20 protein-coding genes are annotated in these 23,094 nt (G+C 70.0%); 7 read left to right on the top strand and 13 right to left on the bottom strand.

The genetic code is table 11. The annotated features are described in order from the left end of the window. The first annotated feature begins 20 nt into the window (after nt 1-20). Nucleotides 21-1,025 (top strand): EamA family transporter, encoded by a 1,005-nt coding sequence (locus B5D60_RS10365; RefSeq protein WP_078700089.1) that lies wholly within the window; start codon nt 21-23, stop codon nt 1,023-1,025. Here the strand turns inward: B5D60_RS10365 and B5D60_RS10360 are convergent. The 10 genes from B5D60_RS10360 to B5D60_RS10315 form a co-directional block, all read right to left on the bottom strand. Next, complete coding sequence (locus B5D60_RS10360) at nt 957-2,252, bottom strand: MFS transporter (protein ID WP_078700088.1); 1,296 nt, start codon at nt 2,250-2,252, stop codon at nt 957-959. The genes B5D60_RS10365 and B5D60_RS10360 overlap by 69 nt on opposite strands. Beyond that, nucleotides 2,249-2,665 (bottom strand): MarR family transcriptional regulator, encoded by a 417-nt coding sequence (locus tag B5D60_RS10355; RefSeq protein WP_172806326.1) that lies wholly within the window; start codon nt 2,663-2,665, stop codon nt 2,249-2,251. The genes B5D60_RS10360 and B5D60_RS10355 overlap by 4 nt, the downstream gene beginning before the upstream one ends. A gap of 58 nt (nt 2,666-2,723) precedes the next feature. Beyond that, nucleotides 2,724-4,055: a hypothetical protein gene (locus tag B5D60_RS10350; protein WP_172806325.1), complete on the bottom strand. Its 1,332-nt coding sequence runs from the start codon at nt 4,053-4,055 to the stop codon at nt 2,724-2,726. A 25-nt stretch (nt 4,056-4,080) separates the two neighbouring features. Then, nucleotides 4,081-5,157, bottom strand: a complete 1,077-nt coding sequence (locus B5D60_RS10345; protein ID WP_078700085.1) for a hypothetical protein — start codon at nt 5,155-5,157, stop codon at nt 4,081-4,083. Between the two features lie 16 nt (nt 5,158-5,173). After that, nucleotides 5,174-6,508, bottom strand: coding sequence for a hypothetical protein (locus tag B5D60_RS10340; RefSeq protein WP_078700084.1), 1,335 nt, complete (start codon nt 6,506-6,508; stop codon nt 5,174-5,176). Nucleotides 6,509-6,527: 19 nt separating this feature from the next. Continuing rightward, nucleotides 6,528-7,862, bottom strand: a complete 1,335-nt coding sequence (locus B5D60_RS10335; protein ID WP_078700083.1) for a hypothetical protein — start codon at nt 7,860-7,862, stop codon at nt 6,528-6,530. 19 nt (nt 7,863-7,881) lie between these two features. Beyond that, on the bottom strand, nt 7,882-8,961 hold the full coding sequence (locus B5D60_RS10330) for a hypothetical protein (RefSeq protein WP_153302974.1): 1,080 nt from the start codon (nt 8,959-8,961) through the stop codon (nt 7,882-7,884). 131 nt (nt 8,962-9,092) lie between these two features. Continuing rightward, the gene (locus B5D60_RS10325) at nt 9,093-9,833 is read right to left on the bottom strand and encodes a succinate dehydrogenase/fumarate reductase iron-sulfur subunit (RefSeq protein WP_078700081.1); all 741 of its coding nucleotides are present in this window, start codon (nt 9,831-9,833) and stop codon (nt 9,093-9,095) included. Then, nucleotides 9,830-11,788, bottom strand: a complete 1,959-nt coding sequence (locus tag B5D60_RS10320; RefSeq protein ID WP_197684300.1) for a fumarate reductase/succinate dehydrogenase flavoprotein subunit — start codon at nt 11,786-11,788, stop codon at nt 9,830-9,832. Before B5D60_RS10320 ends, B5D60_RS10325 begins: the two co-directional genes overlap by 4 nt. A 7-nt stretch (nt 11,789-11,795) precedes the next feature. Further along, nucleotides 11,796-12,512, bottom strand: coding sequence for a succinate dehydrogenase cytochrome b subunit (locus tag B5D60_RS10315; RefSeq protein WP_231948710.1), 717 nt, complete (start codon nt 12,510-12,512; stop codon nt 11,796-11,798). 81 nt (nt 12,513-12,593) lie between these two features. On the opposite strand from B5D60_RS10315, the gene B5D60_RS10310 reads away from it, so the two are divergent. Beyond that, nucleotides 12,594-13,472 (top strand): LysR substrate-binding domain-containing protein, encoded by an 879-nt coding sequence (locus B5D60_RS10310; protein WP_078700079.1) that lies wholly within the window; start codon nt 12,594-12,596, stop codon nt 13,470-13,472. Between the two features lie 18 nt (nt 13,473-13,490). Here the strand turns inward: B5D60_RS10310 and B5D60_RS10305 are convergent, their stop codons facing one another. Continuing rightward, the gene (locus B5D60_RS10305) at nt 13,491-14,003 is read right to left on the bottom strand and encodes a 2'-5' RNA ligase family protein (RefSeq protein WP_231948709.1); all 513 of its coding nucleotides are present in this window, start codon (nt 14,001-14,003) and stop codon (nt 13,491-13,493) included. Further along, nucleotides 14,000-15,019: a tryptophan--tRNA ligase gene (gene trpS / locus B5D60_RS10300; protein ID WP_078700078.1), complete on the bottom strand. Its 1,020-nt coding sequence runs from the start codon at nt 15,017-15,019 to the stop codon at nt 14,000-14,002. The genes B5D60_RS10305 and trpS overlap by 4 nt, the downstream gene beginning before the upstream one ends. A 42-nt stretch (nt 15,020-15,061) precedes the next feature. Between trpS and galK the strand changes: the two genes are divergently transcribed. From galK to B5D60_RS10275, 5 genes are all read left to right on the top strand, one after another. Continuing rightward, on the top strand, nt 15,062-16,156 hold the full coding sequence (gene galK, locus B5D60_RS10295) for a galactokinase (RefSeq protein WP_172806324.1): 1,095 nt from the start codon (nt 15,062-15,064) through the stop codon (nt 16,154-16,156). 165 nt (nt 16,157-16,321) lie between these two features. Continuing rightward, nucleotides 16,322-17,179: a DUF559 domain-containing protein gene (locus B5D60_RS10290; RefSeq protein ID WP_153302973.1), complete on the top strand. Its 858-nt coding sequence runs from the start codon at nt 16,322-16,324 to the stop codon at nt 17,177-17,179. A 112-nt stretch (nt 17,180-17,291) separates the two neighbouring features. Beyond that, the gene (locus tag B5D60_RS10285; protein ID WP_078700075.1) at nt 17,292-18,131 is read left to right on the top strand and encodes a prephenate dehydratase; all 840 of its coding nucleotides are present in this window, start codon (nt 17,292-17,294) and stop codon (nt 18,129-18,131) included. Then, nucleotides 18,128-19,231 (top strand): GNAT family N-acetyltransferase, encoded by a 1,104-nt coding sequence (locus tag B5D60_RS10280; protein ID WP_078700074.1) that lies wholly within the window; start codon nt 18,128-18,130, stop codon nt 19,229-19,231. Before B5D60_RS10285 ends, B5D60_RS10280 begins: the two co-directional genes overlap by 4 nt. An 83-nt stretch (nt 19,232-19,314) precedes the next feature. Next, nucleotides 19,315-20,736 carry a DHA2 family efflux MFS transporter permease subunit gene (locus tag B5D60_RS10275; RefSeq protein WP_078700073.1) on the top strand — a complete coding sequence of 474 codons (1,422 nt, stop codon included), beginning with the start codon at nt 19,315-19,317 and terminating at the stop codon, nt 20,734-20,736. Nucleotides 20,737-20,796: 60 nt separating this feature from the next. On the opposite strand, the gene B5D60_RS10270 is transcribed toward B5D60_RS10275, so the two are convergent. Further along, a complete protein-coding gene (locus B5D60_RS10270) occupies nt 20,797-23,013 on the bottom strand; it encodes an NADP-dependent isocitrate dehydrogenase (RefSeq protein ID WP_078700072.1) in 2,217 nt (738 codons plus the stop codon). Nucleotides 23,014-23,094: the final 81 nt, after the last annotated feature.

The following is a 23,094-nucleotide window of genomic DNA, read 5'->3' as shown; positions in this document are numbered from 1 at the left end:
GAGGTCTAGCGTCATGACCCATGAGCGTTGACACTCCTGACGCGACCTTCGTCCGCCACACCCCCACCGGCCTCGTGCTCGCGCTGGCCTCCGCCCTGTCGTTCGGCACCTCGGGGACGATGGCGCGCGGCCTCATGGACGCCGGCTGGTCGCCGGGCGCCGCCTTCGCGGTGCGCGTCAGCCTCGCCGCGCTCGTGCTCGCGATCCCCGGCCTGCTGGCGATCCGCGGCAACTACCGTCTGCTGCTCACGCACGCGCGCACGATCGTGCTCTACGGCCTGTCCGCCGTGGTGTGCGCGCAGCTGCTCTACTTCATGGCCGTCCAGCGTCTCGACGTCGGCATCGCCCTGCTGATCGAGTACACCGCGCCGGTCGCGGTGGTCCTGTGGATGTGGCTGGCGCACGGCCAGCGGCCCGGCCGGTTCACCTTCGTCGGTGCGGCCGTGGCCGCCGGGGGCCTCGTCCTGCTGCTCGACGTCTTCGGCGGCACGGAGCTCGACCTCGTGGGCGTCCTGCTCGCCCTCGGCGCGATGACGGGCGCCGCGGCGTACTTCGTGATGTCGGCCGACGAGACGAGCGGCCTGCCGCCGCTCACGCTGGCTGCCGGCGGCCTCGTGGTGGCCTCGGTGACGTTCTGGATCGTGGCGGCCACCGGCCTCCTGCCGTTCACGGCGACCACCGAGGACGTCGTGTTCTCGACCGGCTCGGTCCCCTGGTGGGTGCCCGTGCTCGTCCTGGGCTTCGTCGCGGCCGCCATCGCCTACAGCACCGGCATCGCCGCGGCGCGCCACCTCGGCGGGCGACTCGCGTCGTTCGTGGCGCTCACCGAGGTCGCGGCGGGCCTGGGGTTCGCGTGGCTCCTGCTCGACCAGGTGCCCAAGCCCCTGCAGCTGCTGGGCGCCCTCCTCGTGCTCGCCGGCATCGTCGTGGTGAAGCTCGGCGAGCGCGAGGTGACCTCAGTCGGCCCGGGCCAGGACCTGCTGGTCGAAGCGCTGCCGCCCGAGCATCCGGCGCACGAGCGGTGAGAGCTCCGGCCCATCGAGATCGTGTCGCCGGGCGTACAGCAGCGCGGCGATCGCGATCCCGAGCCCGGCGATCAGGCCACTGACCACCAGCGCCTCACGAGGGCCGACGTGCTCGCCGATCCAGCCGATGACGGGCGCCCCGAGCGGCGTGCTGCCGACGAAGACCATCAGGTACAGCGACACCACTCGACCGCGCATCTCGGGAACCGTCGTCAGCTGGATGACCGCGTTCGCCGTGGTGGCCGTGGTCAGCACGCTGATGCCGATGAGCGGCAGCACGGCGGCATAGCTCCAGTAGGTGGGCATCAGGCCGGACATCACCTGGGCGACCGAGAAGACCAGCGCCGCGCCGATGATGAAGCGCAGTCGCGGCTTCGGGCGGCGGGCTGCCAGCAGCGCGCCGACCAGTGATCCGATCGCCAGGATCGACCCGAGGACGCCGAACTCGCCGGCCCCCTTGCCGAACACGTCGGTGGCCATGAGGGCGCTGGTGATCTGGAAGTTCATCCCGAACGCGCCGAGGAAGAACACCGTCACGAACAGCAGCAGCAGGTCAGGGCGTGAGGCCACGTACCTCGCGCCGTCGAGGACCGATCGCTTGCCGGGAGCGGAGATCGGCGCGGGCGCCAGGGCCGAGCGATCCATCAGCAGCAGCGCGCCGACGACGAACCAGAAGCTGATGGCGTTGAGCAGGATGACCCAGCCCGTGGCGACGACGCCGGACCCGAGGGCCGCGATCAGCAGGCCGGCCAGTCCCGGACCGATGAGGCGTCCGGAGTTGAACGAGGCCGAGTTGAGCGCGACGGCGTTCGTGAGCCGCTCGGCGTCGACCATCTCGCTGACGAACGACTGGCGTGCCGGCGCCTCGAACGCCTTGCCGATGCCGAGCAGGAACGTCAGCACGTAGACGTGCCACGGCTCGACGTGCCCGAGGATCGCGAACACGCCGAGGAACCCGGCCGGCACCGACATCGCGACCTGCATCCACAGCAGCAGCGAGCGCTTCGGCACCCGGTCGGCCACGGCGCCGGCGATCGGCGAGAACAGCAGGGTGGGCAGCAGGTAGAGCGCGATGGTCGCGCCGAGCGCGGCTCCGCTCCCGGTGAGCTCGAGGACGAGCCACGCCAGGGCCGTCTGCTGGAGCCAGGTGCCGATGTTGGACACCATCGAGCCGGCGAAGTAGATCCGGTAGTTGCGGATCGAGAGGCTGTGGAAGGTGGGGCTCACGCGTCGTCCTCCGCGAGCCCGACCAAGAGGTCGGTGGCATCCCGGAGACGTGCGCGTTCGTCGGTGGTCAGGGTGGCGAGACGCCGGTCGAGCCACAGGTCGCGGCGCTGCCGCTCCTCGGCCAGAACCTTCTCGCCGAGGTCGGACATCGAGATCAGGACCTGACGTCCGTCGTTGGGATGGGGGTTCTTGATGACGTAGGCGTCCTCGAGCAGGCACTTGAGCGTCCGGGCCACCGACGGCTGGGAGACGCGCTCGCGCGCGGCGATCTGGCTGGGCGTCGCGGATCCGAGGACGCGCACGGAGCCCAGCACGGAGAGCTGGGTGGCGGTCAGGTCGGACTGGCGCTCCTGGCGCAGGCGTCGGTTGAGTCGGGCCACCGCCTGCGCGAGACGCTGGGATTCGGTGGGCATGTCCTTAGCATAGTTCATTAACCATGCTAAGGAAAGAGACGCGGCTCACGCTCGGTATTCAGCGGATGGCGATCCTGACCGACTTCGTCGACGACGTGGCGTACGCGTTTCCCGAGAACCGCACGGTGTACGTGCGCTTGCCCTTCTTCTGCTTCGAGATCTTGATCGTGGCCCTGCCGTCCTTGACCCTGACCGTCTTGATCCGCTTGCCCTTGGCGTAGATCGACGCCTTGCCGTCGAGGCGGTCCCTCTTGACCTCAGCGGCGACCGTGAGCGTGGCGGTGGCGGTGCGCCGGCCGGCGCGGGCCTTCACGGCCAACCTGCTCGGGGCCTTGATCGTCGTCGACGTCGACAGGATCGGGGTCTCGAAACCCGGCCGAAGAGGCTGGACGGTGAGGCGGACCGCGTGATTCGCGAAGGTCGCAGGCACCCTGAACGTGGAACCCGTGCCGACCACCTTGTACGAGCGATACCCAGGGGGAGCCGCAGCAGTCCACGTGTAGGTCATCCCGGTGGGGGCCGGCTGGTACGTGCCCGGCTGGGCGGTCAGCACGTGGCCCGGCACGGGGTTCCCGGTGATCGTCGGCTCTGCCGTGAAGCGGAGCCGTTGGGCGCGGCGCATCGCCACGTCCTTGCCTTCGACGGAACCAGCCGCGAGGTCGATGTCGCTCGCGACTTCCACGGTCGACGCACCGCTGGCGGTGCCGTCCCAGAAGGTCGTCGACACCTCGGGCGCCAGTCCCATGTCGCAGAACGGGTCGGAGCCATCGCCGCAGTGCGGCTGGAAGAACTTCAGGCGCACCCGCGTGGTGGGGCGCTCCACGGCCAGCGTGAAGGTCCCGTCACGGTGAATCCGCAGAGCCGGGTCGCCGAAGGTGAGCCTGTCGACCGATCCCACCGGCTTCCATGCCCCCTCCACGTTCGCCAGCGCCTGGACGAGCAGGGTTCGATCGCGGTCGAGCGAGTCGAGGTCGAAGTCCTCCATCGAGATCCTGCCCGAGATCCGCGGTTCGGGCTCCAGGACGATGTCGACTCCGGTCACGGCCTGGCCGTGCTGGACCACCACGGGCGCCGAGGGGCCCGCGGTCGAGACGCCCCACTCGTCGAGCTCGACGTCGACCCGGTAGGTGTTGGCCGCGGGCACCGGGATCGTGTAGCGCTCCCCGACGATCCGCGTGTACATGTTCTCGAGGACGAAGCGACCGTTCGCGTCCTTCCGGAGCAGGGAGACCCGCGCCTCCAGCACGCCGTCCGGGAGGTCTGCCGTGGAGGTGATGGTGCCCGAGATCGTCCCGGCGGGCGCCGCCGCGGGAAGCTGTGCGGCTCCGGCAGGAGCGATGAGCAGGCTGGCGATCAGCGCCAGGACCGCGACGAGCGCGGCACGAGTCATGGCCTTCATGGTGTCCTTCCCGCGGTCAGCGGATGGCGATCTTGAGCGACGTGGACGAGGACGAGACCACCCGGTTGCCCGAGTAGCGCACCGTGTACGTGCGCTTGCCCTTCCTCTGCTTGGTGACCGCTACGGTGGCCTTGCCGTTCTTGACGCTGACCGTCTTGATCCGCTGGCCCTTGGCGTAGATCGAGGCCTTGCCGTGGATCCGCGACGTCGCCACCCCCGGCGCCTTGATCGCGATCGTCACCGTCGCCTTGCGCTGGCCCGGCTTCGCCTTCGCCGCGACCCTGCTGCGGCTCTTCACGGCGAGGTGGCTCGAGCCGACGATCGGCGCCTCGAAACCGACGCGGGCCGGCAGCACCTCCACCTGGATCAGGTCCCCGAGCAGGCTGGAAGGAACCCGGAACGTGCGTCCCGTTCCGACGAGCTTCTCGTACTCCTCCGTCCCGTCGGCGTCCGACGGGGCGGCCACCCAGCGGTAGGTCGCCGTCGTCGCGGTCGGCGTGAAGCTGCCGGGCTGAGCGGTCAGGACCTGCCCCGGCGCGGGGTCCCCGGTGATCCTCGGCTGCGTCGCCGGTCGGAGCTTCGGGGCTCGCCGTAGCGTGACGTCCACGTCGGTCACGGGTCCGGAGCCGAGGGCCATGTCGTGGGCATCCTCGAGCGTTGGCGAGCCCAGGAGCGTCCCGTTCCAGTGGGTCGTCAGCACGTCGGGGGCCTCCTGGAAGCACGCGTCCCAATAATCGAGGCACCGCTTCTGGGCGAACATCAGCCGCACCACGGGGTAGGGGTCTCGTACGGAGACCACGAAGGTGCCGTCAAGCTCGATCCCCTGCGCGGGGCTGTACGCCGTCTTCGTGCGGGCGTACCCGACCATCTCCCACGTGTCACCGACCTTCGCGAAGGCATGGACCTCGATCGGCGACTTCATCGCGAACGACTCCAGGTCGAAGTCCGCCGTGGTGATCCTGCCGGAGATCGTCGACCCGGGCGCAGCCTCGAGAGCCACGGCCGACGAGGGCGCCGCGCCGGCGGGAGCCATCAGCGGGCTCGCGAGCAGTCCGATGACCGCCACGAGCGCGGCACGGGTCTTGGTGTTCATGGTGTCCCTCTCGCGGTCAGCGGATGGCGATCTTGAGTGACTTCGTCGACGACGTGATCACGCGGTTGCCCGAGTAGCGCACCGTGTACGTGCGCTTGCCCTTCTTCTGCTTCGCGATCTTGATCGTGGCCTTGCCATTACGGACGTTCACCGTCTTGATCCGCTTGCCCTTGGCGTAGATCGACGCCTTGCCGTGAATCCGCGACGTCGTGACACCGGGTGCCTTGATCGCGATCGTGACGGTCGCCTTGGCCTTGCCGGCCTTGGCCTTCACCGCGAACCTGCTGCGCGTCTTGACCGTGACGTAAGGCGTCCACAGGACCGGCGCCTCGGTGCCGACACGGTTCGGCCGCACGAGGACGCGCAGTGACGCACCGATGTGTGCCGTCGTCGGCCGGAACGTCCGGCTCGTCGCTCCGGGGATCCAGTACTCGCCTCCGTACCACTCGTACTCCGCCGACGTCGCGGCCGGCGTGTAGGTTCCCGGGTCCACCGTGAGCACCTGGCCCGGCTCGATCGTGCCGGTGATCCTCGGCGACCTCACCACGCGGAGCTTCTCAGCGAGCCGGAGGGTGATGTCCTTGTCGACGACCGAGCCCGAGCGGACGTCGATGTCTCCGCCGTCCGCCAGCGTGAACGCGCCGTAGGTCGTGCCGTCCCAGTGGACCGTCTGCACGTCGCGCGCGGCGCCCCACTCGCATCCGCCGGGCACGTCCTCGGGAAGCTCATCCTCCTCGATGCACTGCCCCTGAGCGAACTCCAACCGGATCGCGTCGTAGTGGTGCGGTACCGCGATGGTGTACGTCCCGTCGGGCCGGATCTGCAGGTCGGGCCGCTCGGCGTAGGAGGTGGTGATGCCGCCGATCTTGCTCCAGTGACCGCCAGTCCCTCCCCATGACTGGATGTAGAGCCGCTTGGGGCCCACCGAGGACAGGTCGAAGCCCTCGGTCGTGATCGTCCCGGAGATCGTGGGAGTGTCCTGCAGGACGAGGTCGACGCCGGTCAGCCGGGCACCCTTCGACACGGTCAGGGTCCTGCTGGGTGTCGCACTCGCCACGCTCCCGACTTCGGCACGGACCTGGTACGAGCCCGCAGCGGGCGCGGACGCGGTGTAGGAGCCGCCCACCGCGACGTACGTGCCGTCGGCCCACGTCCAGCGACCGTCGGACTCGCGGCGATACAGCGAGACCAGCGCCTTCTTCCCGCCGGGAATCGGGTTCGCGGCGGTCACGGTTCCGGAGATCGTCCCCGCGGCGGCCGGAGCCGCCGTGGCGATGCCAACCGGGGCGATGAGCAGGCTCGCCACCAGGGCGAGGACCGCGACGAGCGCGGCGCGGGTCATGCTCTTCATGGTGCTGTCCTTCCCGCGGTCAGCGGATGGCGATCTTGAGGGACTTGGTCGAGGACGTGATGATCCGGTTGCCCGAGTACCGCACCGTGTACGTGCGCTTGCCCTTCTTCTGCTTCGCGATCTTGATCGTCGCCTTGCCATTCTTCACGTTCACGGTCTTGATCCGCTTGCCCTTGGCGTAGATCGACGCCTTGCCGTGGATCCGCGACGTGGCCACACCGGGCGCCTTGATCGCGATCGTGACCGTCGCCTTGCGCTGGCCCGCCTTGGCCTTCACCGCGAACCTGCTGCGGCTCTTGACCGTGACGTTCGATGCCTTGAGGAGCGGCGCCTCGTGACCCGCCCGGCTGGGGAGCACATGGACGGTGAGCTCCTTCCCGAGCAGACTGGGCGTCACGGTGAACGTGCGTCCGGTCCCGACGGCTGAGCCCTCGTCACCTGAGTAGGCGATCCACGTGTAGGTCGCACCGGTCGCAACGGGTGCAAGGGTGCCCGGGGCAGCCGTCAGCACCCCACCCGGCGAGGGGTCGCCACTGATGGTGGGACGCGCCACCACGCGGAGCTGGGGCGCAGCCTGCAGCGTGATGTCCTTGTCGACGACAGAGCCGGAGGAGACGTCCAGGTCCGCGGCCTCCTCGAGCGTCGCCGCCCCGCCGTCGGTGCCGTTCCAGAACGCCCGGAGCGCGACCGGTGCCGCTCCGAACGGCTCGCAGTCGATCGGGTCGTTGCAGTGCGGTTGGTAGAACTGCAGGCGCACGGCGTCGTAGTAGCCGGGAACCGGAACGGTGTACGCGCCCCCGGTGCGGACGTCGACCCACGGACCGTAGTACGCCCCGCCCAGATCGGTGCTGCCGTAGCGCTCCCACTGGCCGTCGATCAGTCCCCAGACAGCCGCGCGGAGGCCGAGCCTGCCCTCATTGGGGTCGAGCTGCAGCTCCTCGAGGCCGAAGCCGGTGGTCGTGATCGTGCCGGCCACGGTGGGATTGGGCACGAGCGCCAGGTCGACGCCGGTGACCTTGGCGCCCTTCGACACCGTGATCCTGCGGCTGGGGGCAGCGGCATGGGTGAAGTCGTAGTCGGTCTTGGCCCTCACCTGGTAGGTCCCGGTCGCCGTTACACCCAGGGCGTACGCGCCGGTGGCGCTCGAGTGGACGCTCGCCACTTCGGTCCATCGGCCCTCCGCGGACAGGCGGTGCAGCGTGACGGTGCCGGCGCCGGCCGGTCCTCCCGTGACCCTCCCGGAGATCGTCCCGACCGCGGCCGGAGCCGCCGTGGCGATGCCCGTCGGGGCGAGGAGCAGGCTCGCCACCAGGGCGAGGACCGCGACGAGCGCGGCGCGAGTCATGTTCTTCATGGTGCCTTCCTCCCCGCGGTCAGCGGATGGCGATCTTGAGTGACTTGGACGAGGACGTGATCACCCGGTTGCCCGAGTAGCGCACCGTATAGGTCCGCTTGCCCTTCTTCTGCTTGGCGATCTTGATCGTGGCCTTGCCGTTCTTCACGTTCACGGTCTTGATCCGCTTGCCCTTGGCGTAGATCGACGCCTTGCCGTGGATCCGGGACTTCGTGACACCGGGCGCCTTGATCGCGATGGTCACCGTCGCCTTGCGCTTGCCTGCCTTGGCCTTCACCGCGAACTTGCTGCGGCTCTTCACCGTGACGAACTGCGAGTGGAAGACCGGCGACTCCCAACCGCGGACCGAGGGCTCGGCCGTCACGGCGATCCGGAGGCCGAGGTCGGCCGAGGTCAGCCGCCGGTACGCGCGACCCGTGCCGTCGGGCACGTCGTACAGGTCGTAAACGTCGGACGACCAGTACCAGCGCAGCGCGAGCGATTCCGCGGCCGGCGCGTAGGTGCCGGGGAACGCGGTGAGCACCTGGCCCGGCGAGGGATCACCGACGATCCTCGGACGGGCGGTGGCCCGCACCTTCTTGGACCGCTTGAGGGTGATGTTCCGGTCGGTGACCGAGCCGGACGCCACGGAGATGTCAGCGGCGGCGGTCACGTCCAGCGCGCCGTGGGTGGTGCCGTCCCAGAAGACCGACTGCACGTCGGCGGCCGGCGTGTCGGGACGGACCGACAGGTCGCACATCCCGAGGCTGTCGTCGGCGCACCGGACCTGTCCGAACGTGAGCCTGACCTGGGTGTGGGGAGCGGGAACCTGGACGCGGTAGGACCCGTCGGGGTTGATCCGCAGCTCCGGGTCGACGAAGGGGGCCGATCCGGTGCCACCGACCTGCGTCCACTTCCCGTCGACCCGCGCCAGCACGCCCACCCGCAGGTACGGCTCGCTCTCCGCATAGGTCTCGAAGTCGAAGTCCTCGGCGGTGATCCGGCCCGAGATGGTCACGGGATCGGCGGCCTCGGTCGGCAGCGCGGACGCCGTTCCTGCGGGTGCGATCAGCAGGCTCGCGGTCAGCGCCAGCAGCGCGATGACGACGCGTCGGACCATCGTGTTCATCGTTCCCCCCGAAAATTCAGCCACTTGTACCGGTTAGCGAACCATACGTCACACCGGAGGCGTTCGGGAACGACGAAGGGGCCCACCTCGCGGTGGGCCCCTTCGATCGGTACTGCGTCAGCTCACGCCTTCGTGAGGGCGCTGCGCAGGTCGCGGTTGAGCCGGCTGATGACGTCCAGCGGGATGCCCTTGGGGCAGGCCGCGGTGCACTCGCCGATGTTGGTGCAGCCGCCGAAGCCCTCGAAGTCCATCTGCTCGACCATGCCGAGGACGCGCGAGTCGCGCTCGGGCTGGCCCTGCGGCAGCAGGCCCAGGTGCGTGATCTTGGCGGCGGTGAACAACATCGCCGAGCCGTTGGGGCACGCCGCGACACAGGCGCCGCAGCCGATGCACGTGGCCGCCTCGAACGCGTGGTCGGCGTTCTCCTTCGGCACCGCGATGTTGTTGGCCTCGGGCGCCGAGCCGGTGGGCGCGGTGATGTAGCCACCGGCCTGGATGATCCGGTCGAACGCGCCACGGTCGACGACGAGGTCCTTGACGACGGGGAAGGCCCCGGCACGCCACGGCTCGATGTCGATGACGTCGCCGTCGTGGAACGTGCGCATGTGCAGCTGGCACGTCGTGGTGACCTCAGGGCCGTGCGGGATGCCGTTGATCACGACGCCGCACGAGCCGCAGATGCCCTCGCGACAGTCGGAGTCGAACGCCACGGGCTCCTCGCCCTCGAGCGTGAGCTGCTCGTTGAGGACGTCGAGCATCTCGAGGAACGACATGTGCTCGCTGACGTCCTCGAGCCCGTAGGTGACCATCTGGCCCTTGGAGTCGGCGTTCTTCTGACGCCAGATCCGAACGGTGATCTTCACTTGTAGCTCCTGGCCTTCATCTCGACGTACTCGTACTCCAGCGGCTCCTTGTGCAGGATCGGCTGGTTGTCGGCGAACTCCCACGCGGCGACGTAAGCGAACTCGTCGTCGTGGCGCAGGGCCTCCCCGTCCTCGGTCTGGCTCTCGCCACGGAAGTGACCGCCACAGGACTCGCGACGGTTCAGCGCATCGATGCACATCAGCTCACCGAGCTCGAAGAAGTCGCCCACGCGGTTGGCCCGCTCGAGCGTCTGGTTGAACTCCTCGGCCTCGCCGGTGACCTTGACGTTGCTCCAGAACTCCGCCTTGAGGTCGCGGATCATCTGGATGGCCTTGATCAGGCCCTCCTCGGTGCGCTCCATGCCGCAGTAGTCCCACATGATCTGGCCGAGCTCCTTGTGGAAGGAGTCGACCGTGCGGGTGCCGTTGATCGAGAGCAGCTTCTCCACCCGCTCCTCGACGGCCTGCTGGGCCTCGACGACCCGCGGGTGGTCCTCGGGGACCTTCTCGTACGGGGCGTGCGACAAGTAGTTGGCCAGTGTGTACGGCAGCACGAAGTAGCCGTCGGCCAGGCCCTGCATCAGCGCCGAGGCGCCGAGGCGGTTGGCGCCGTGGTCGGAGAAGTTCGCCTCACCGGCGACGAACAGGCCGGTCAGGTTGCTCTGCAGGTCGTAGTCGACCCACAGGCCGCCCATCGTGTAGTGCACGGCCGGGTAGATGCGCATCGGCTGCGTGTACGGGTCCTCGCCGGTGATCCGGGCGTACATGTCGAAGAGGTTGCCGTACTTGGCCTCGACCGCGGGACGACCGAGGCGCTCGATGGCCTCCGCGAAGTCCAGGTAGACGCCGAGTCCACCCGGGCCGACGCCCTTGCCCGCGTCGCACTGGTACTTGGCCGCGCGCGAGGCGATGTCGCGCGGGACCAGGTTGCCGAACGCCGGGTAGATGCGCTCGAGGTAGTAGTCGCGCTCGTCCTCGGGGATGTCCGAGGCGAGGCGATCGTCGCCGCCCTTCTTCGGCACCCAGATGCGACCGTCGTTGCGCAGCGACTCGCTCATGAGCGTGAGCTTGCTCTGGTAGTCGCCCGAGACGGGGATGCAGGTCGGGTGGATCTGCGTGTAGCAGGGGTTCGCGAAGTAGGCGCCCTTGCGGTGCGCGCGCCACGTGGCCGTGACGTTGGAGCCCATCGCGTTCGTCGACAGGAAGAAGACGTTGCCGTAGCCGCCGGTCGCGAGGACGACCGCGTCGGCGAGGTGGGTCTCGATGTCGCCCGTGACCATGTCTCGCACGATGATGCCGCGAGCACGCTCGGTGCCGTCGGCGTCGGGCACCATGATCAGCTCGAGCATCTCGTGGCGGGTGTTCATCTCGACCGTGCCCAGGCCGATCTGGCGCTCGAGGGCCTGGTAGGCGCCGATCAGCAGCTGCTGACCGGTCTGGCCGCGGGCGTAGAACGTTCGCGAGACCTGGACGCCGCCGAAGGAGCGGTTGTCCAGCAGGCCGCCGTACTCGCGGGCGAACGGCACACCCTGTGCGACGCACTGGTCGATGATGTTCACCGAGACCTGCGAGAGGCGGTAGACGTTCGACTCGCGGGCCCGGAAGTCGCCGCCCTTGACCGTGTCGTAGAAGAGGCGGTAGATCGAGTCGCCGTCGTTGCGATAGTTCTTGGCCGCGTTGATGCCGCCCTGGGCGGCGATCGAGTGGGCGCGGCGCGGGCTGTCCTGGTAGCAGAACGCCTTGACGTGGTAGCCGGCCTCGCCGAGCGTGGCCGCGGCGGACGCGCCGGCCAGGCCGGTGCCCACCATGATCACGCTGAGCTTGCGGCGGTTGGCCGGGTTGACCAGGTTCATGTGCGCCCGGTGCTCGTCCCAGCGCTTCTCGATGGGGCCCGCCGGAGCGGCGGTGTCGCGGATCTCTTCGCCGACGACGTGAAAGTCCAAAGCCATGTTCATGTCTCTCTCAGTCGACGATCCCGAGCAGGATCGCCCAGGGCGGAATCAGGAAGCCGATGGTGATGACGCCCGCGACGATCCACGACAGCGGGGTCAGGCGTGAGCCCACCCGGGTGCCGCTGTGGTTGGCGCCGAGCGTGGTGAGGGCGCTCCAGACGCCGTGCCACAGGTGCAGGCCCACCGCGAGCAGGGCGATCGTGTAGGACAGGACGACCCACCAGATCTCGAAGCCGTTGACGACGCGCTCGTAGGGGCTGTCGCTCGCGCCGCCGGGGTGGATCTGGTTCCCGGTCAGGTGGAGCAGGTGGTAGATCACGAACAGCACGATGACGACGCCGCCCCAGCGCAGCGTGAAGGACGCGTAGGAGCGCTGGATTCCGCGCGAGCCGCGGGGCGAGTGGTAGCGCTTGCCGCCGACGAATCCGGCCGCCTTGCGGTTCCGGCGCCACAGGGTCACGGCCGCGTAGGCGTGCCCGACGATCGACAGCAGCAGGACGACGCGGATGATCCACAGCAGACCGCCGAACGGCAGGTAGGGCTGGAACAGCGTGCGCAGGTGGTGCGAGTAGTCGTCGAACGCCTCCTGGCCCGCGAAGACCTTGAGGTTGCCGTACATGTGCAGGAGCAGGTAGCCGACCATGATCAGGCCGGTCACCGCCATCAGGAACTTCAGCGCCACCGTTGACCGCTGAGCGGGCAGGCGCGTCATCTGGGAAGTGGCCACGGCCACAGGTTAGGCGCGTTCGACGATTCACGCGAAGTCGAAGTAAGCCCGTCTTTCATAGACAACGGCTATACTTGCTCCGTGCAATTGCGTCACCTCGCCTACTTCGTCGCCGTCGCCGACGAGCGGAGCTTCACCCGCGCGGCCGACATCCTCGGCGTCTCGCAGCCCACCCTCTCCAAGCAGATCCGCGCGCTGGAGAACTCCTTGGGCACCGGACTGCTCGTCCGCGACCGCGCCGGCATCGAGCTGACCAGCGCCGGCGAGGCCCTCCTCCCCCACGCCCAGCGCATCCTGATCGAGGTCGACAACGCCACCCGTTCGGTGCACGAGGTGGCCTCGCTGCGCCGGGGCCGGGTGCGGATGGGTGCCACCCCGTCGATGGTCGAGGGCCTGCTCGCCCCCGTGCTGGGGCGGTTCCGCGCCGAGTACCCGGCGATCGACCTGGAGGTCCACGAGGCCGGCTCGCGCGACCTCACGGCGGAGCTGTCGGCCGGGCGCATCGACCTTGCCCTGCTGATCGTGCCGCTCGCCTCGCAGATCCCCGACCTGGAGACCTCGATCGTCTACACCGAGCGACTCGTGCTGGCGAGTCCCGCCGACGCGGACATGCCCGAGACGATGGACGTCGCCGACCTGGCCGGCCTCCCGCTGGTGATGTTCCGCGAGGGGTACGACCTGCGCGACGTCACGCTGCGGGCGTGCGCGCGGGCCGGGTTCGAGCCGCGGCTGTCGGTGGAGGGCGGTGAGATGGGCTCGGTCCTGCGGTTCGTGGAGTCCGGGCTCGGCCATGCCGTCGTGCCCGACATCGTCATGGGCACCCGCACCGGCCTGCGCCGCACCCAGCTGGAGAACCCGCCGCTGGCGCGCAGCATCGCGGTGGCGCACCGGCCGCTCGACACACTCCCCCTCGCGGCCCGCGCCTTCCGCGCCGTCCTGGTGGAAGCGCTGGAGGGCTGAGTCGGCCCCGCGGGCTCGTCAGCCCAGGGGGAAGGTCGAGGTGGGCAGCCAGCCCTGCGCGGGATCGTCGACGTAGAGGTGGATCGCGTCGACCTCGAAGCTGCAGCGGAAGTCGATGAGGTCGTTCAGGGCCGCGTCGAGCGCCGCGTCGGGCACGTTGTGCGCGATCGTCACGTGCGGGTGGAACGGGAACTCGGGGTCGGGCGCGCCGATGGCCTTGCGCACGCCCTCGGCGAGGGTCTCGATCTGGGCGATGCCCTCGCTCACCGCGATGAACACGACCGGCGAGATCGGGCGGAACGTGCCGGTGCCGAGCAGGCTCACGCGGAACGAGCTGAAGACCTCGGTCAGCTCGCGCAGGTCCTCGGTGAGCGATTCGATCCCGTCGTCGTCGACCACGAGCGGCGGAGCCAGCGTGATGTGGCTGGGGATCCGGTCGGCCATCTCGTCGCCGAAGGACCGCCGCTTGTCGCGCAGGGCCTCGCCGTACGGCTCGGGGATGGCGATCGACACGCCGACGGTGATGGTCACGGGCGGCCGCCCAGCGGCTTGGCGAAGCCGGAGCGCTCGTAGACCAGGTCGAGGGTGGGCGCCGCCACCTCGCGGGCACGGGCCGCGCCCGCCGCCAGGATCCGGTCCAGCTCGCCGCGGTCGTCGAGCAGCTCGCGGGTGCGGGCGCCGAACGTGCCCACGAGCTCGCCGACGATCTCGGCGAGGTCGACCTTGAGGTGTCCGTACTGCTTGCCCTCGTACGCCTTGACGAGGTCGTCGATCGTGCGGCCGGTGAGCACCGAGTAGATGGTGAGCAGGTTGGAGACGCCCGGCTTGGCCTTCACGTCGTAGCGGATCTCGGTCTCGGAGTCCGTGACCGCGGACTTGATCTTCTTCGCGGCCTGCTTCGGGGTGTCGGTGAGGTCGACGACGCCCGTGTGCACCGGGTTCGAGCCGCTCATCTTGTTCGTCGGCTCCTGCAGGTCGTAGATCTTCGCGGTCTCCTTGACGATGTACGCCTCGGGGACGGTGAAGGTCTCGCCGAACCGGTGGTTGAACCGCTGGGCGAGGTTGCGGGTGAGCTCGACGTGCTGGCGCTGGTCCTCGCCCACCGGGACCTTGTCGGCCTGGTAGACGAGGATGTCGGCGGCCATCAGGATCGGGTAGGTGAACAGGCCCACGCTGGCGAACTCGGTGCCGGCCTTGGAGCTCTTGTCCTTGAACTGGGTCATCCGGCTGGCCTCGCCGAAGCCGGTGACGCCGTTGAGGATCCAGGCCAGCTGGGCGTGCTCGGGTACGTGGCTCTGCACGAACAGGGCGCTGCGCTCGGGGTCGACGCCGGCGGCGATCATCTGCGCCGCCGCCACGTAGGTGCGCTCCGCGAGCTGCGCCGGGTCGTAGTCCACGGTGATCGCGTGCATGTCGGGGATGAAGTAGAACGCCTCGAAGTCGTCCTGGAGGGCGACCCAGTTCATGAACGCGCCGATGTAGTTGCCGAGGTGGTACGAATCGGCCGTCGGCTGGGCGCCGGACAACGCACGAGGGAGGCGTGACATGGGGTCGATTCTGCCAGTCGTCCGATGAGTAGGGTGAACGGCGTGGATGACGTGCGCCGTTGGCGGGTTCCCGGGCGGGTGAACCTGATCGGTGAGCACCTGGACCACAACGGCGGTACCGCGCTGCCCATCGCGATCGACCGCTCCCTGCTGCTCAAGGCCCGCCGTCGCGACGACGGCACGGTCAACCTGTGGAGCCGCGGCGAGCGCGCCTCGTTCGGCACGGAGGTCTCGCCGGGCGACGTCCCGGGCTGGGCCGCCTATCCCGCCGGCGTCGTGTGGGCACTGCGGTCGGCCGGCGTTCCGGTCACCGGAGCCGACCTCGTGCTCGAGTCGACCCTGCCCGTCGGCGCGGGCCTGTCCTCGTCGGCGGCGCTGACGTGCGGCGTGGCCCTCGCGCTCGACGACCTCGCCGGGTCGGGCCGCTCCCGCGAGGAGCTGGCGTTGCTCGCGCAGCGCGCGGAGAACGACTTCGTCGGCGCCCCCACCGGCCTCATGGACCAGTACGCGGTGCTCTTCGCCGAGGCCGGGCACGCGGTGCACCTCGACTTCGGCGCCGACCCGCCCACCACCGAGCCGGTGCCCGCCGACTGGGGCGATGCCGGGCTCGTCCTCGCCGTGATCGACACCGGCGTCCATCACGAGCTCGCGGCCGGCGAGTACGCGGAGCGCCGGCGCGAGTGCGTCGAGGCGGCGACGGCGGCCGGCGTCGAGTCGCTGGCCACGATCGGCCTCGACGGACTCCTGTCGCTGACCGACGACACGCTGAAGGCGCGCGCCCGCCACGTGCTCACCGAGACCGCCCGCGTGCGCGGTGCCGTCACCGCGCTGCGGCGCCGCGACTGGGCGCAGTTCGGCGCGATGCTGACCTCGTCGCACGAGTCGCTGCGCGACGACTTCGCCGTCTCGTGCGAGGAGCTCGACGTCGCGGTCGACGCCGCCCTCGCCTCCGGCGCGCTGGGCGCCCGGATGACCGGCGGCGGCTTCGGCGGCAGCGCCATCGCCCTGCTCCCGCCGGAGAACGTCGACCCCCTCCGCGCCCGCGTCGAGGCCGCCTTCGCCCCCCGCTCCTGGGCCGCCCCTCACGTCTTCACCGTGCAGCCCGCCCCCGCGGCTGCCCGGGAGGACGAAGGATGATGCATTCGGCCCACTGACGGGACGAAGGATGATGCATTGAGGTACCGGAGCGGGGCGAGATGCATCATCGTTCGTCCTCCACAGGCGGGGCCGGGCTCCGTCGGCCGTCCACAGCCCAGCGGGCAGTGCTGGCCGTGAGTGAGGCGGGAGGGGAGCGTCGGGCGCATGCTCGACGTCCTCACCACGGCCCGTGCCGTCGCCCTCCACGGCAGATCCGTCGTCCGGCAGCGGATTCGCGCCAGGGCATGGCAACAGCCGATGCGTGGCGTGGTCGTCACCCACAACGGGCCCCTCACACCCGACCAGCTCGAGCGCGCCTGGCTGGCCGCCAGCCCGAGTCGCAGCGCGCTGGGTGGACTCACGGCAGCACGGCGCTGGGGGCTGAAGGGCTTCGACCCGGAGCGCATCTCGATCGTCCTGCCCGAAGGCGGCCGGCGGCCGCCGGGCGACCTCGAGCTGCACTGGAGCACCCAGCTGGGCCCCGAGGACGTTCCCCCGAACGAGCCGCGGCGCACGACGCTCGAGCGCAGCCTCGTCGACGCGGCCAGCTGGGCGGCCACTCCTCGGCGCGCCCGCGCCCTCGTGATCGCGGCGTTCCAACAACGGCTCACGAGTGTCGCGCGGATGCGCCGGGTCCTCGAGCGCCGTGGCAACTGCCGTCACAAGTCGCTGATCATCCAGTCGGTCCTCGACGCGCGCGGCGGGATCCAGTCGCTGCCCGAGCGGGACTTCGACGTCCTCCGCCTCGCGGCACGGCTGCCCCGGCCGACCCGCCAGGCACGGGCGAAGGGCCGGGACGGCCGGTACTACCTCGACGTCTGGTGGGAGCGGTTCAACCTCGCCGTCGAGATCCATGGCATCCCGCACCTGGCGATCGAGCAGTGGAGCGACGACCTGCACCGGTCCAACGAGCTGGTCATCGACGGCCGGCGCGTGCTGGCGTTCTCCTCGTTCTCGATCAGGCACGAGCCCGACCGGGTGATCGACCAGCTCCTGCGGGCCACCGCTCGCCCGGCCGCATGAGGACGAACAATGATGCATCCCGCCCCGCAGCGGTACCTCAATGCATCATCGTTCGTCCCCGGAGCGTCCCCACGGGGTCGGGCGCGACGGAGGGCGGGCATACGCTGGCCCCGTGACGCGCATTGCCTACCAGGGGGAGCCCGGCTCGAACTCCCACCTGGTCATCGACCTGCACCACCCCGACGCCGAGGCGGTGCCGTGCGCCTCCTTCGAGGACGCCTTCGCGGCCGTCAGCTCGGGCCACTGCGACCTGGCCATGATCCCGATCGACAACTCGCTGGCCGGTCGTGTCGCGGACATCCACCACTTCCTGCCCACCAGCGGGCTGCACATCGTGGGCGAGCACTTCCTGCCGATCAAGTTCGCCCTGATGGGCACGCCGGGCACGACCCTGGAGACCATCAGGACCGTGCACAGCCACGTGCACGCGCTGGGGCAGTGCCGCCGGATCATCCGCGACCACGGCTGGACCCCGCTCATCTCGGGCGACACCGCGGGCGCCGCTCGCGAGATCGCCGAGGCGAACGACGTCACCGCCGCAGCCATCGCCCCTCCCCTGGCCGCCGGGATCTACGGGCTCGACCTGCTCGCAGCCGACATCGAGGACGAGGAGCACAACACCACGCGCTTCGTCCTGCTGTCGCGCGAGGACCGGCGCGCGCCGGCCGGCAACGGGCCCGTCGTCACGAGCTTCATCTTCAACGTGCGCAACCTGCCCGCCGCGCTCTACAAGGCGCTGGGCGGCTTCGCGACCAACGGCATCAACATGACCAAGCTCGAGAGCTACATGGTCGACGGCGAGTTCACCGCCACGATGTTCCTCGCGGAGGTCGACGGCCACCCCGATGACATCGGCCTCGCCCGCGCCCTGGAGGAGCTGCGCTTCTTCACCACCGAGATCAAGATCCTCGGCGTCTACCCGGCCAGCCCGTTCCGCGACGCCCACCGGTGAGCGCGACCACCTGGCCCCTGAACGTCCCCGTCATCACCGACGGGCTCGTCACCCTGCGCGCGCACACCCCCGCCGACATCGACCGCGCGCTGCAGATGGCGCACGATCACGCGATGGTGCGCTGGACCGGGGTCCCCACGCCCCACTCGCGCGCCATGAGCGAGCAGTTCGCACTCGAGGTCGTCCCGAAGAACTGGAACCAGGGCACCGCGATGTGCTGGGCCATCGAGTTCGAGGGCCGCTACGCCGGCAACGTCGACATCCGCGGCAAGGACCCGCTCGCCGACATCGGCTTCGCGCTCCACCCCGACTGCCGAGGGCAGGGCGTCATGACCGCCGCGGTGCGCCTGGCGGTGGACCACGCGTTCGTCGAGGCGGGCAAGGAGGCCATCCAGTGGACCGCCCACGTCGGCAACGTCGGCAGCCTCCGCGTCGCCCACGCCTGCGGCTTCCGTCTCCACGGCACCGAGCCCGACCGCCTGTTCGAGCGCGGCCGCATCCTCGACGCCTGGACCGGATCGATCCGCTTCGGTGACGTACCGGCCCCGCGCACCACGTGGCTCGAGTCGACCCTGGCCACCGAGCGGCTGCGCCTGCGGCCGCTCGTGGAGTCCGACGTCCCCCGGATCACGGAGGCCTGCGCTCACCCCAGCACGCGCCTGTACCTCTCGCACATGCCCGACCCCTACACGGTGGAGGACACCCGCCGGTTCCTGTACGCGGCATGGTGGAACGCCGCGATCGACAAGCGACAGACCTGGGCGATCACCGAGCCCGGGGACGGCCGGCTGCTCGGCACGATCTCGGTGATGGACCTCGACGGCCCGGCCGAGCACAACGGCGAGCTCGGCTACTGGATGCACCCCGACGCCCGCGGGCGCGGGCTGATGACCGAGGCGGCGCGCGCCGTCGTGGAGCACGCCTTCGACCCCGAGGAGCTCGACCTCGACCGGCTCTCGATCGTCGCCGGCGAGGGCAACACCGCCAGCCTGCGCATCGCCGAGTCGCTGGGCTTCTCCCACTACGGCACCGAGCACCGCACCGCCCGCCTGGCCGACGGCACCGTCACCGACCACCACCTCTACGAGCGGCTGCGCTGAAGCAGGCGTAGATTCCCCGGGTGAGTTCCACTCCCGCCCCCGCCCGGACCCTGCCGGAGAACCCGTGGCCCGCCCTGTGGGCCATGGTCATCGGCTTCTTCATGATCCTGGTCGACTCGACCATCGTCTCGGTGGCCACGCCGGCCATCCGCGACGACCTGCAGACGGACTACAACTCGGTCATCTGGGTCACCAGCGCCTACCTGCTGGCCTACGCGGTGCCGCTGCTGATCACCGGCCGCCTCGGCGACCGCTTCGGACCGAAGCGCGTCTACCTCGTGGGCCTGACGGTCTTCACCCTGTCCTCCCTCTGGTGCGGTCTGACCGGCTCGGTCGAGGCACTCATCGTCGCCCGGGTCTTCCAGGGCCTCGGCGCATCGATGATGACGCCGCAGACGATGGCCGTCATCACCCGCACGTTCCCGGCGGACAGTCGCGGCCGCGCGATGGCCCTGTGGGGCGCCACCGCCGGCGTCGCGACCCTCGTCGGTCCGGTCCTGGGCGGCATCCTCGTCGACACCGCCGGCTGGGAGTGGATCTTCTTCATCAACGTCCCGGTGGGCATCGTGGGATTCGTGCTGGCGCTGCGCCTCGTGCCGACCCTGGAGACCCACACCCACAGCTTCGACTGGATCGGCGTGGCGCTGAGCGCCGTCGCGATGTTCCTCATCGTGTTCGGCATCCAGGAGGGCGAGGAGTACGACTGGGGCACCATCGAGGGGTGGGTCTCGGTCCCGCTGCTGATCGCGGCCGGCCTGCTCGTGCTGGCGGTGTTCGTGTGGTGGCAGTCCCGGAACCGGCGCGAGCCCCTCGTGCCGCTCAGCCTCTTCCGCGACCGGAACTTCTCGGTGTCCAACGTCGCCATCTCCACCGTCTCCTTCTCGGTGACGGCGATGGCGTTCCCGTTCATGCTGTGGACCCAGACCGTGCTCGGCTACGACGCGACCCAGTCCGGTCTGCTGTTCGTGCCGATGGCGGTCGTCACCGCGGCCATGGCCCCGATCGTGGGTCGGATGAGCGACCGGCTGCCGCCGCGCCGCCTCGCCTCGGTCGGCTTCGGCACCTCGGCACTCGCGATGCTGGGCACCGCGTGGGTCATCGCCCCCGACACTCCCCTGTGGCAGCTGCTCGTCCTCAACGCCGTGCTGGGCTTCGGCAACGCGTTCCTGTGGGCGCCGCTGGCGTCCACCGCCACGCGCAACCTGCCGATGTCCTCGGCCGGCGCCGGGTCGGGCGTCTACAACGCCACCCGCCAGGTGGGCGCCGTGCTGGGCTCGGCGGCGATCGCCGCCGCGATCACGAGCCGGCTCGCCGTGCACCTGCCCGAGGCGGGTGAGACCGCGTCACGCGGCACCGGCGGCCAGAGCCTGCCCGAGCAGCTGGCGGGACCGTTCTCCGAGGCGATGGCGGAGTCGATCCTGGTACCGGCCCTGGCGTTCGCCCTCGGCCTCGCCGTCGTGCAGTTCTTCGCACCGTCGAGCCACGAGCGCACCTCGCAGCACTGACGTCAGGAAGACGACAGCGGCGGCCGGGTGATCCCGGCCGCCGCTGTCGTGTGAGTGCGCTCAGAAGGAGGCGAGCGCCTCGTTGAACGTCGTGCTCGGACGCATGATCTTCGCGGCCTTCTGCGGATCGGGCTGGTAGTAGCCGCCCAGGTCGGCGGGCTGGCCCTGAACCGCGAGCAGCTCGTCGACGATCGTCTGCTCGGCGTCCGACAGCTTCTGCGCCAGCGGCGCGAACGCCCCGGCGAGCTCGGAGTCCTCGGACTGCTGCGCCAGCTCCTGTGCCCAGTAGAGGGCCAGGTAGAAGTGGCTGCCGCGGTTGTCGATCGTGCCGAGCTTGCGGCCCGGCGAGCGGTCGTGCTCGAGGAAGCTGGCCGTGGCGCGGTCGAGGGCGTCGGCGAGGACCTGAGCCTTCGTGTTGCCCGTGGCGGTGGCGTACTGCTCGAGGCTGGGGACCAGCGCGAAGAACTCGCCGAGCGAGTCCCAGCGCAGGTAGTTCTCCTTGACGAGCTGCTGCACGTGCTTGGGCGCCGAGCCGCCGGCGCCGGTCTCGAACAGGCCGCCGCCGTTGATCAGCGGGACCACCGACAGCATCTTGGCGCTGGTGCCGAGCTCGAGGATCGGGAACAGATCGGTGTTGTAGTCACGCAGCACGTTGCCGGTGACCGAGATCGTGTCCAGGCCCTGACGCAGGCGCTCGACCGACAGCTGCGTGGCCTCGACCGGCGACATGATCCGGATGTCCAGGCCCTCGGTGTCGTGCTCGCCGAGGTACTGCTGCACCTTCGCGATCAGCTGGGCGTCGTGGGCGCGGTCGGCGTCGAGCCAGAACACGGCCGGGTCGCCGCTGGCGCGGGCGCGGTTGACGGCCAGCTTGACCCAGTCGCGGATCGGCACGTCCTTGGTCTGGCAGGCGCGCCAGATGTCACCCTGGGCCACCGTGTGCTCGAGGAGCACGGCGCCGGCGGAGCTCAGGACGCGCACGGTGCCCGTGGCGGGGATCTCGAACGTCTTGTCGTGCGAGCCGTACTCCTCGGCCTTCTGGGCCATCAGGCCGACGTTCGGCACCGAGCCCATCGTGGACGGGTCGAACGCGCCGTTGGCCTTGCAGTCGTCGATGACGACCTGGTAGACGCCGGCGTAGGAGCTGTCGGGGATCACCGCGAGGGTGTCGGCCTCCTGGCCGTCCGGGCCCCACATGTGGCCCGACGTGCGGATCATGGCCGGCATCGAGGCGTCGACGATGACGTCGCTCGGGACGTGCAGGTTGGTGATGCCCTTGTCGGAGTCGACCATCGCCAGCGCCGGGCCGTCGGCCAGCTCGGCGTCGAACGAGGCCTTGATCTCGGCGGCGTTCGACAGCGACTCGATGCCGGCGAGGATGCCACCCAGGCCGTCGTTGGGGCTCAGGCCCGCGGCGGCGAGGTCGGCGCCGTACTGGGCGAACGTCTTCGGGAAGAAGGCGCGGACCACGTGGCCGAAGATGATCGGGTCGGAGACCTTCATCATCGTGGCCTTGAGGTGCACCGAGAAGAGCACGTCATCGGCCTTGGCCTGGGCGATCTGGGCCGTCAGGAACTCGCGCAGCGCCGCCACGTTGATGTTCGTCGCGTCGACGATCTCGCCGGCCAGGACCGGGATCGACTCGCGCAGCACGGTGGTGGAGCCGTCGTCGCCGACCAGCTCGACGCGCAGGGTGTCGTCGGCCTCGAGGGTCACCGACTTCTCGTTGGAGCGGAAGTCGTCGACGCCCATCGTGGCGACCTTGGTCTTCGAGTCGCTGCTCCAGGCGCCCATCGAGTGGGGATGGCTCTTGGCGTAGTTCTTCACCGACGCGGGCGCGCGGCGGTCGGAGTTGCCCTCGCGCAGCACCGGGTTGACCGCGGAGCCCTTGACCTTGTCGTAGCGGGCGCGGACGTCGCGCTCCTCGTCGGTCTGCGGGTCCTCGGGGTAGTCGGGCAGGTCGTAGCCCTGCTCGCGCAGCTCGGCGATGACCGCCTTGAGCTGCGGCACCGACGCCGAGACGTTGGGCAACTTGATGATGTTGGCCTCGGGCCGCTTCGCGAGCTCGCCCAGCTCGGCGAGGGCGTCCGCCGCGCGCTGGTCCTCGGGGAGCAGGTCGCTGACCGCCGCGATGACGCGGCCGGCCAGCGAGATGTCCCGGGTCTCGACCTCCACGCCGGCCTTCGAGGCGTACGCCTCGATGATCGGGAGGAAGGAGTAGGTCGCGAGGGCAGGAGCCTCGTCGGTGTGCGTGTAGATGATCGTCGAGTCCGTCACGCCCCCAAACTACCGGGTCCGCCGGTCACCGCTGCGGTCGCCCGGCCTCCCCCGTCCCGTACCTGAGGACTGATTGTCGAG

Source organism: Aeromicrobium choanae (assembly GCF_900167475.1).
In the GTDB taxonomy this organism is placed as follows: Bacteria; Actinomycetota; Actinomycetes; order Propionibacteriales; family Nocardioidaceae; genus Aeromicrobium; species Aeromicrobium choanae.
The sequence above is the reverse complement of the archived record's forward strand: the minus strand, read 5'-3'. Positions and strand labels throughout refer to the sequence as shown.

Excerpts from the sequence above, each read along its gene's own strand:
- B5D60_RS10290 (WP_153302973.1), top strand. The coding sequence starts at position 16,322 with ATGCTCGACGTCCTCACCACGGCCCGTGCCGTCGCCCTCCACGGCAGA.
- B5D60_RS10345 (WP_078700085.1), bottom strand. The coding sequence starts at position 5,157 with ATGAACACCAAGACCCGTGCCGCGCTCGTGGCGGTCATCGGACTGCTC.
- trpS (WP_078700078.1), bottom strand. The coding sequence starts at position 15,019 with ATGTCACGCCTCCCTCGTGCGTTGTCCGGCGCCCAGCCGACGGCCGAT.
- B5D60_RS10275 (WP_078700073.1), top strand. The coding sequence starts at position 19,315 with ATGGTCATCGGCTTCTTCATGATCCTGGTCGACTCGACCATCGTCTCG.
- B5D60_RS10335 (WP_078700083.1), bottom strand. The coding sequence starts at position 7,862 with ATGAAGAACATGACTCGCGCCGCGCTCGTCGCGGTCCTCGCCCTGGTG.
- B5D60_RS10350 (WP_172806325.1), bottom strand. The coding sequence starts at position 4,055 with ATGACTCGTGCCGCGCTCGTCGCGGTCCTGGCGCTGATCGCCAGCCTG.
- B5D60_RS10330 (WP_153302974.1), bottom strand. The coding sequence starts at position 8,961 with ATGGTCCGACGCGTCGTCATCGCGCTGCTGGCGCTGACCGCGAGCCTG.
- B5D60_RS10365 (WP_078700089.1), top strand. The coding sequence starts at position 21 with ATGAGCGTTGACACTCCTGACGCGACCTTCGTCCGCCACACCCCCACC.
- B5D60_RS10355 (WP_172806326.1), bottom strand. The coding sequence starts at position 2,665 with ATGCCCACCGAATCCCAGCGTCTCGCGCAGGCGGTGGCCCGACTCAAC.
- B5D60_RS10320 (WP_197684300.1), bottom strand. The coding sequence starts at position 11,788 with ATGAACATGGCTTTGGACTTTCACGTCGTCGGCGAAGAGATCCGCGAC.
- B5D60_RS10340 (WP_078700084.1), bottom strand. The coding sequence starts at position 6,508 with ATGAAGAGCATGACCCGCGCCGCGCTCGTCGCGGTCCTCGCCCTGGTG.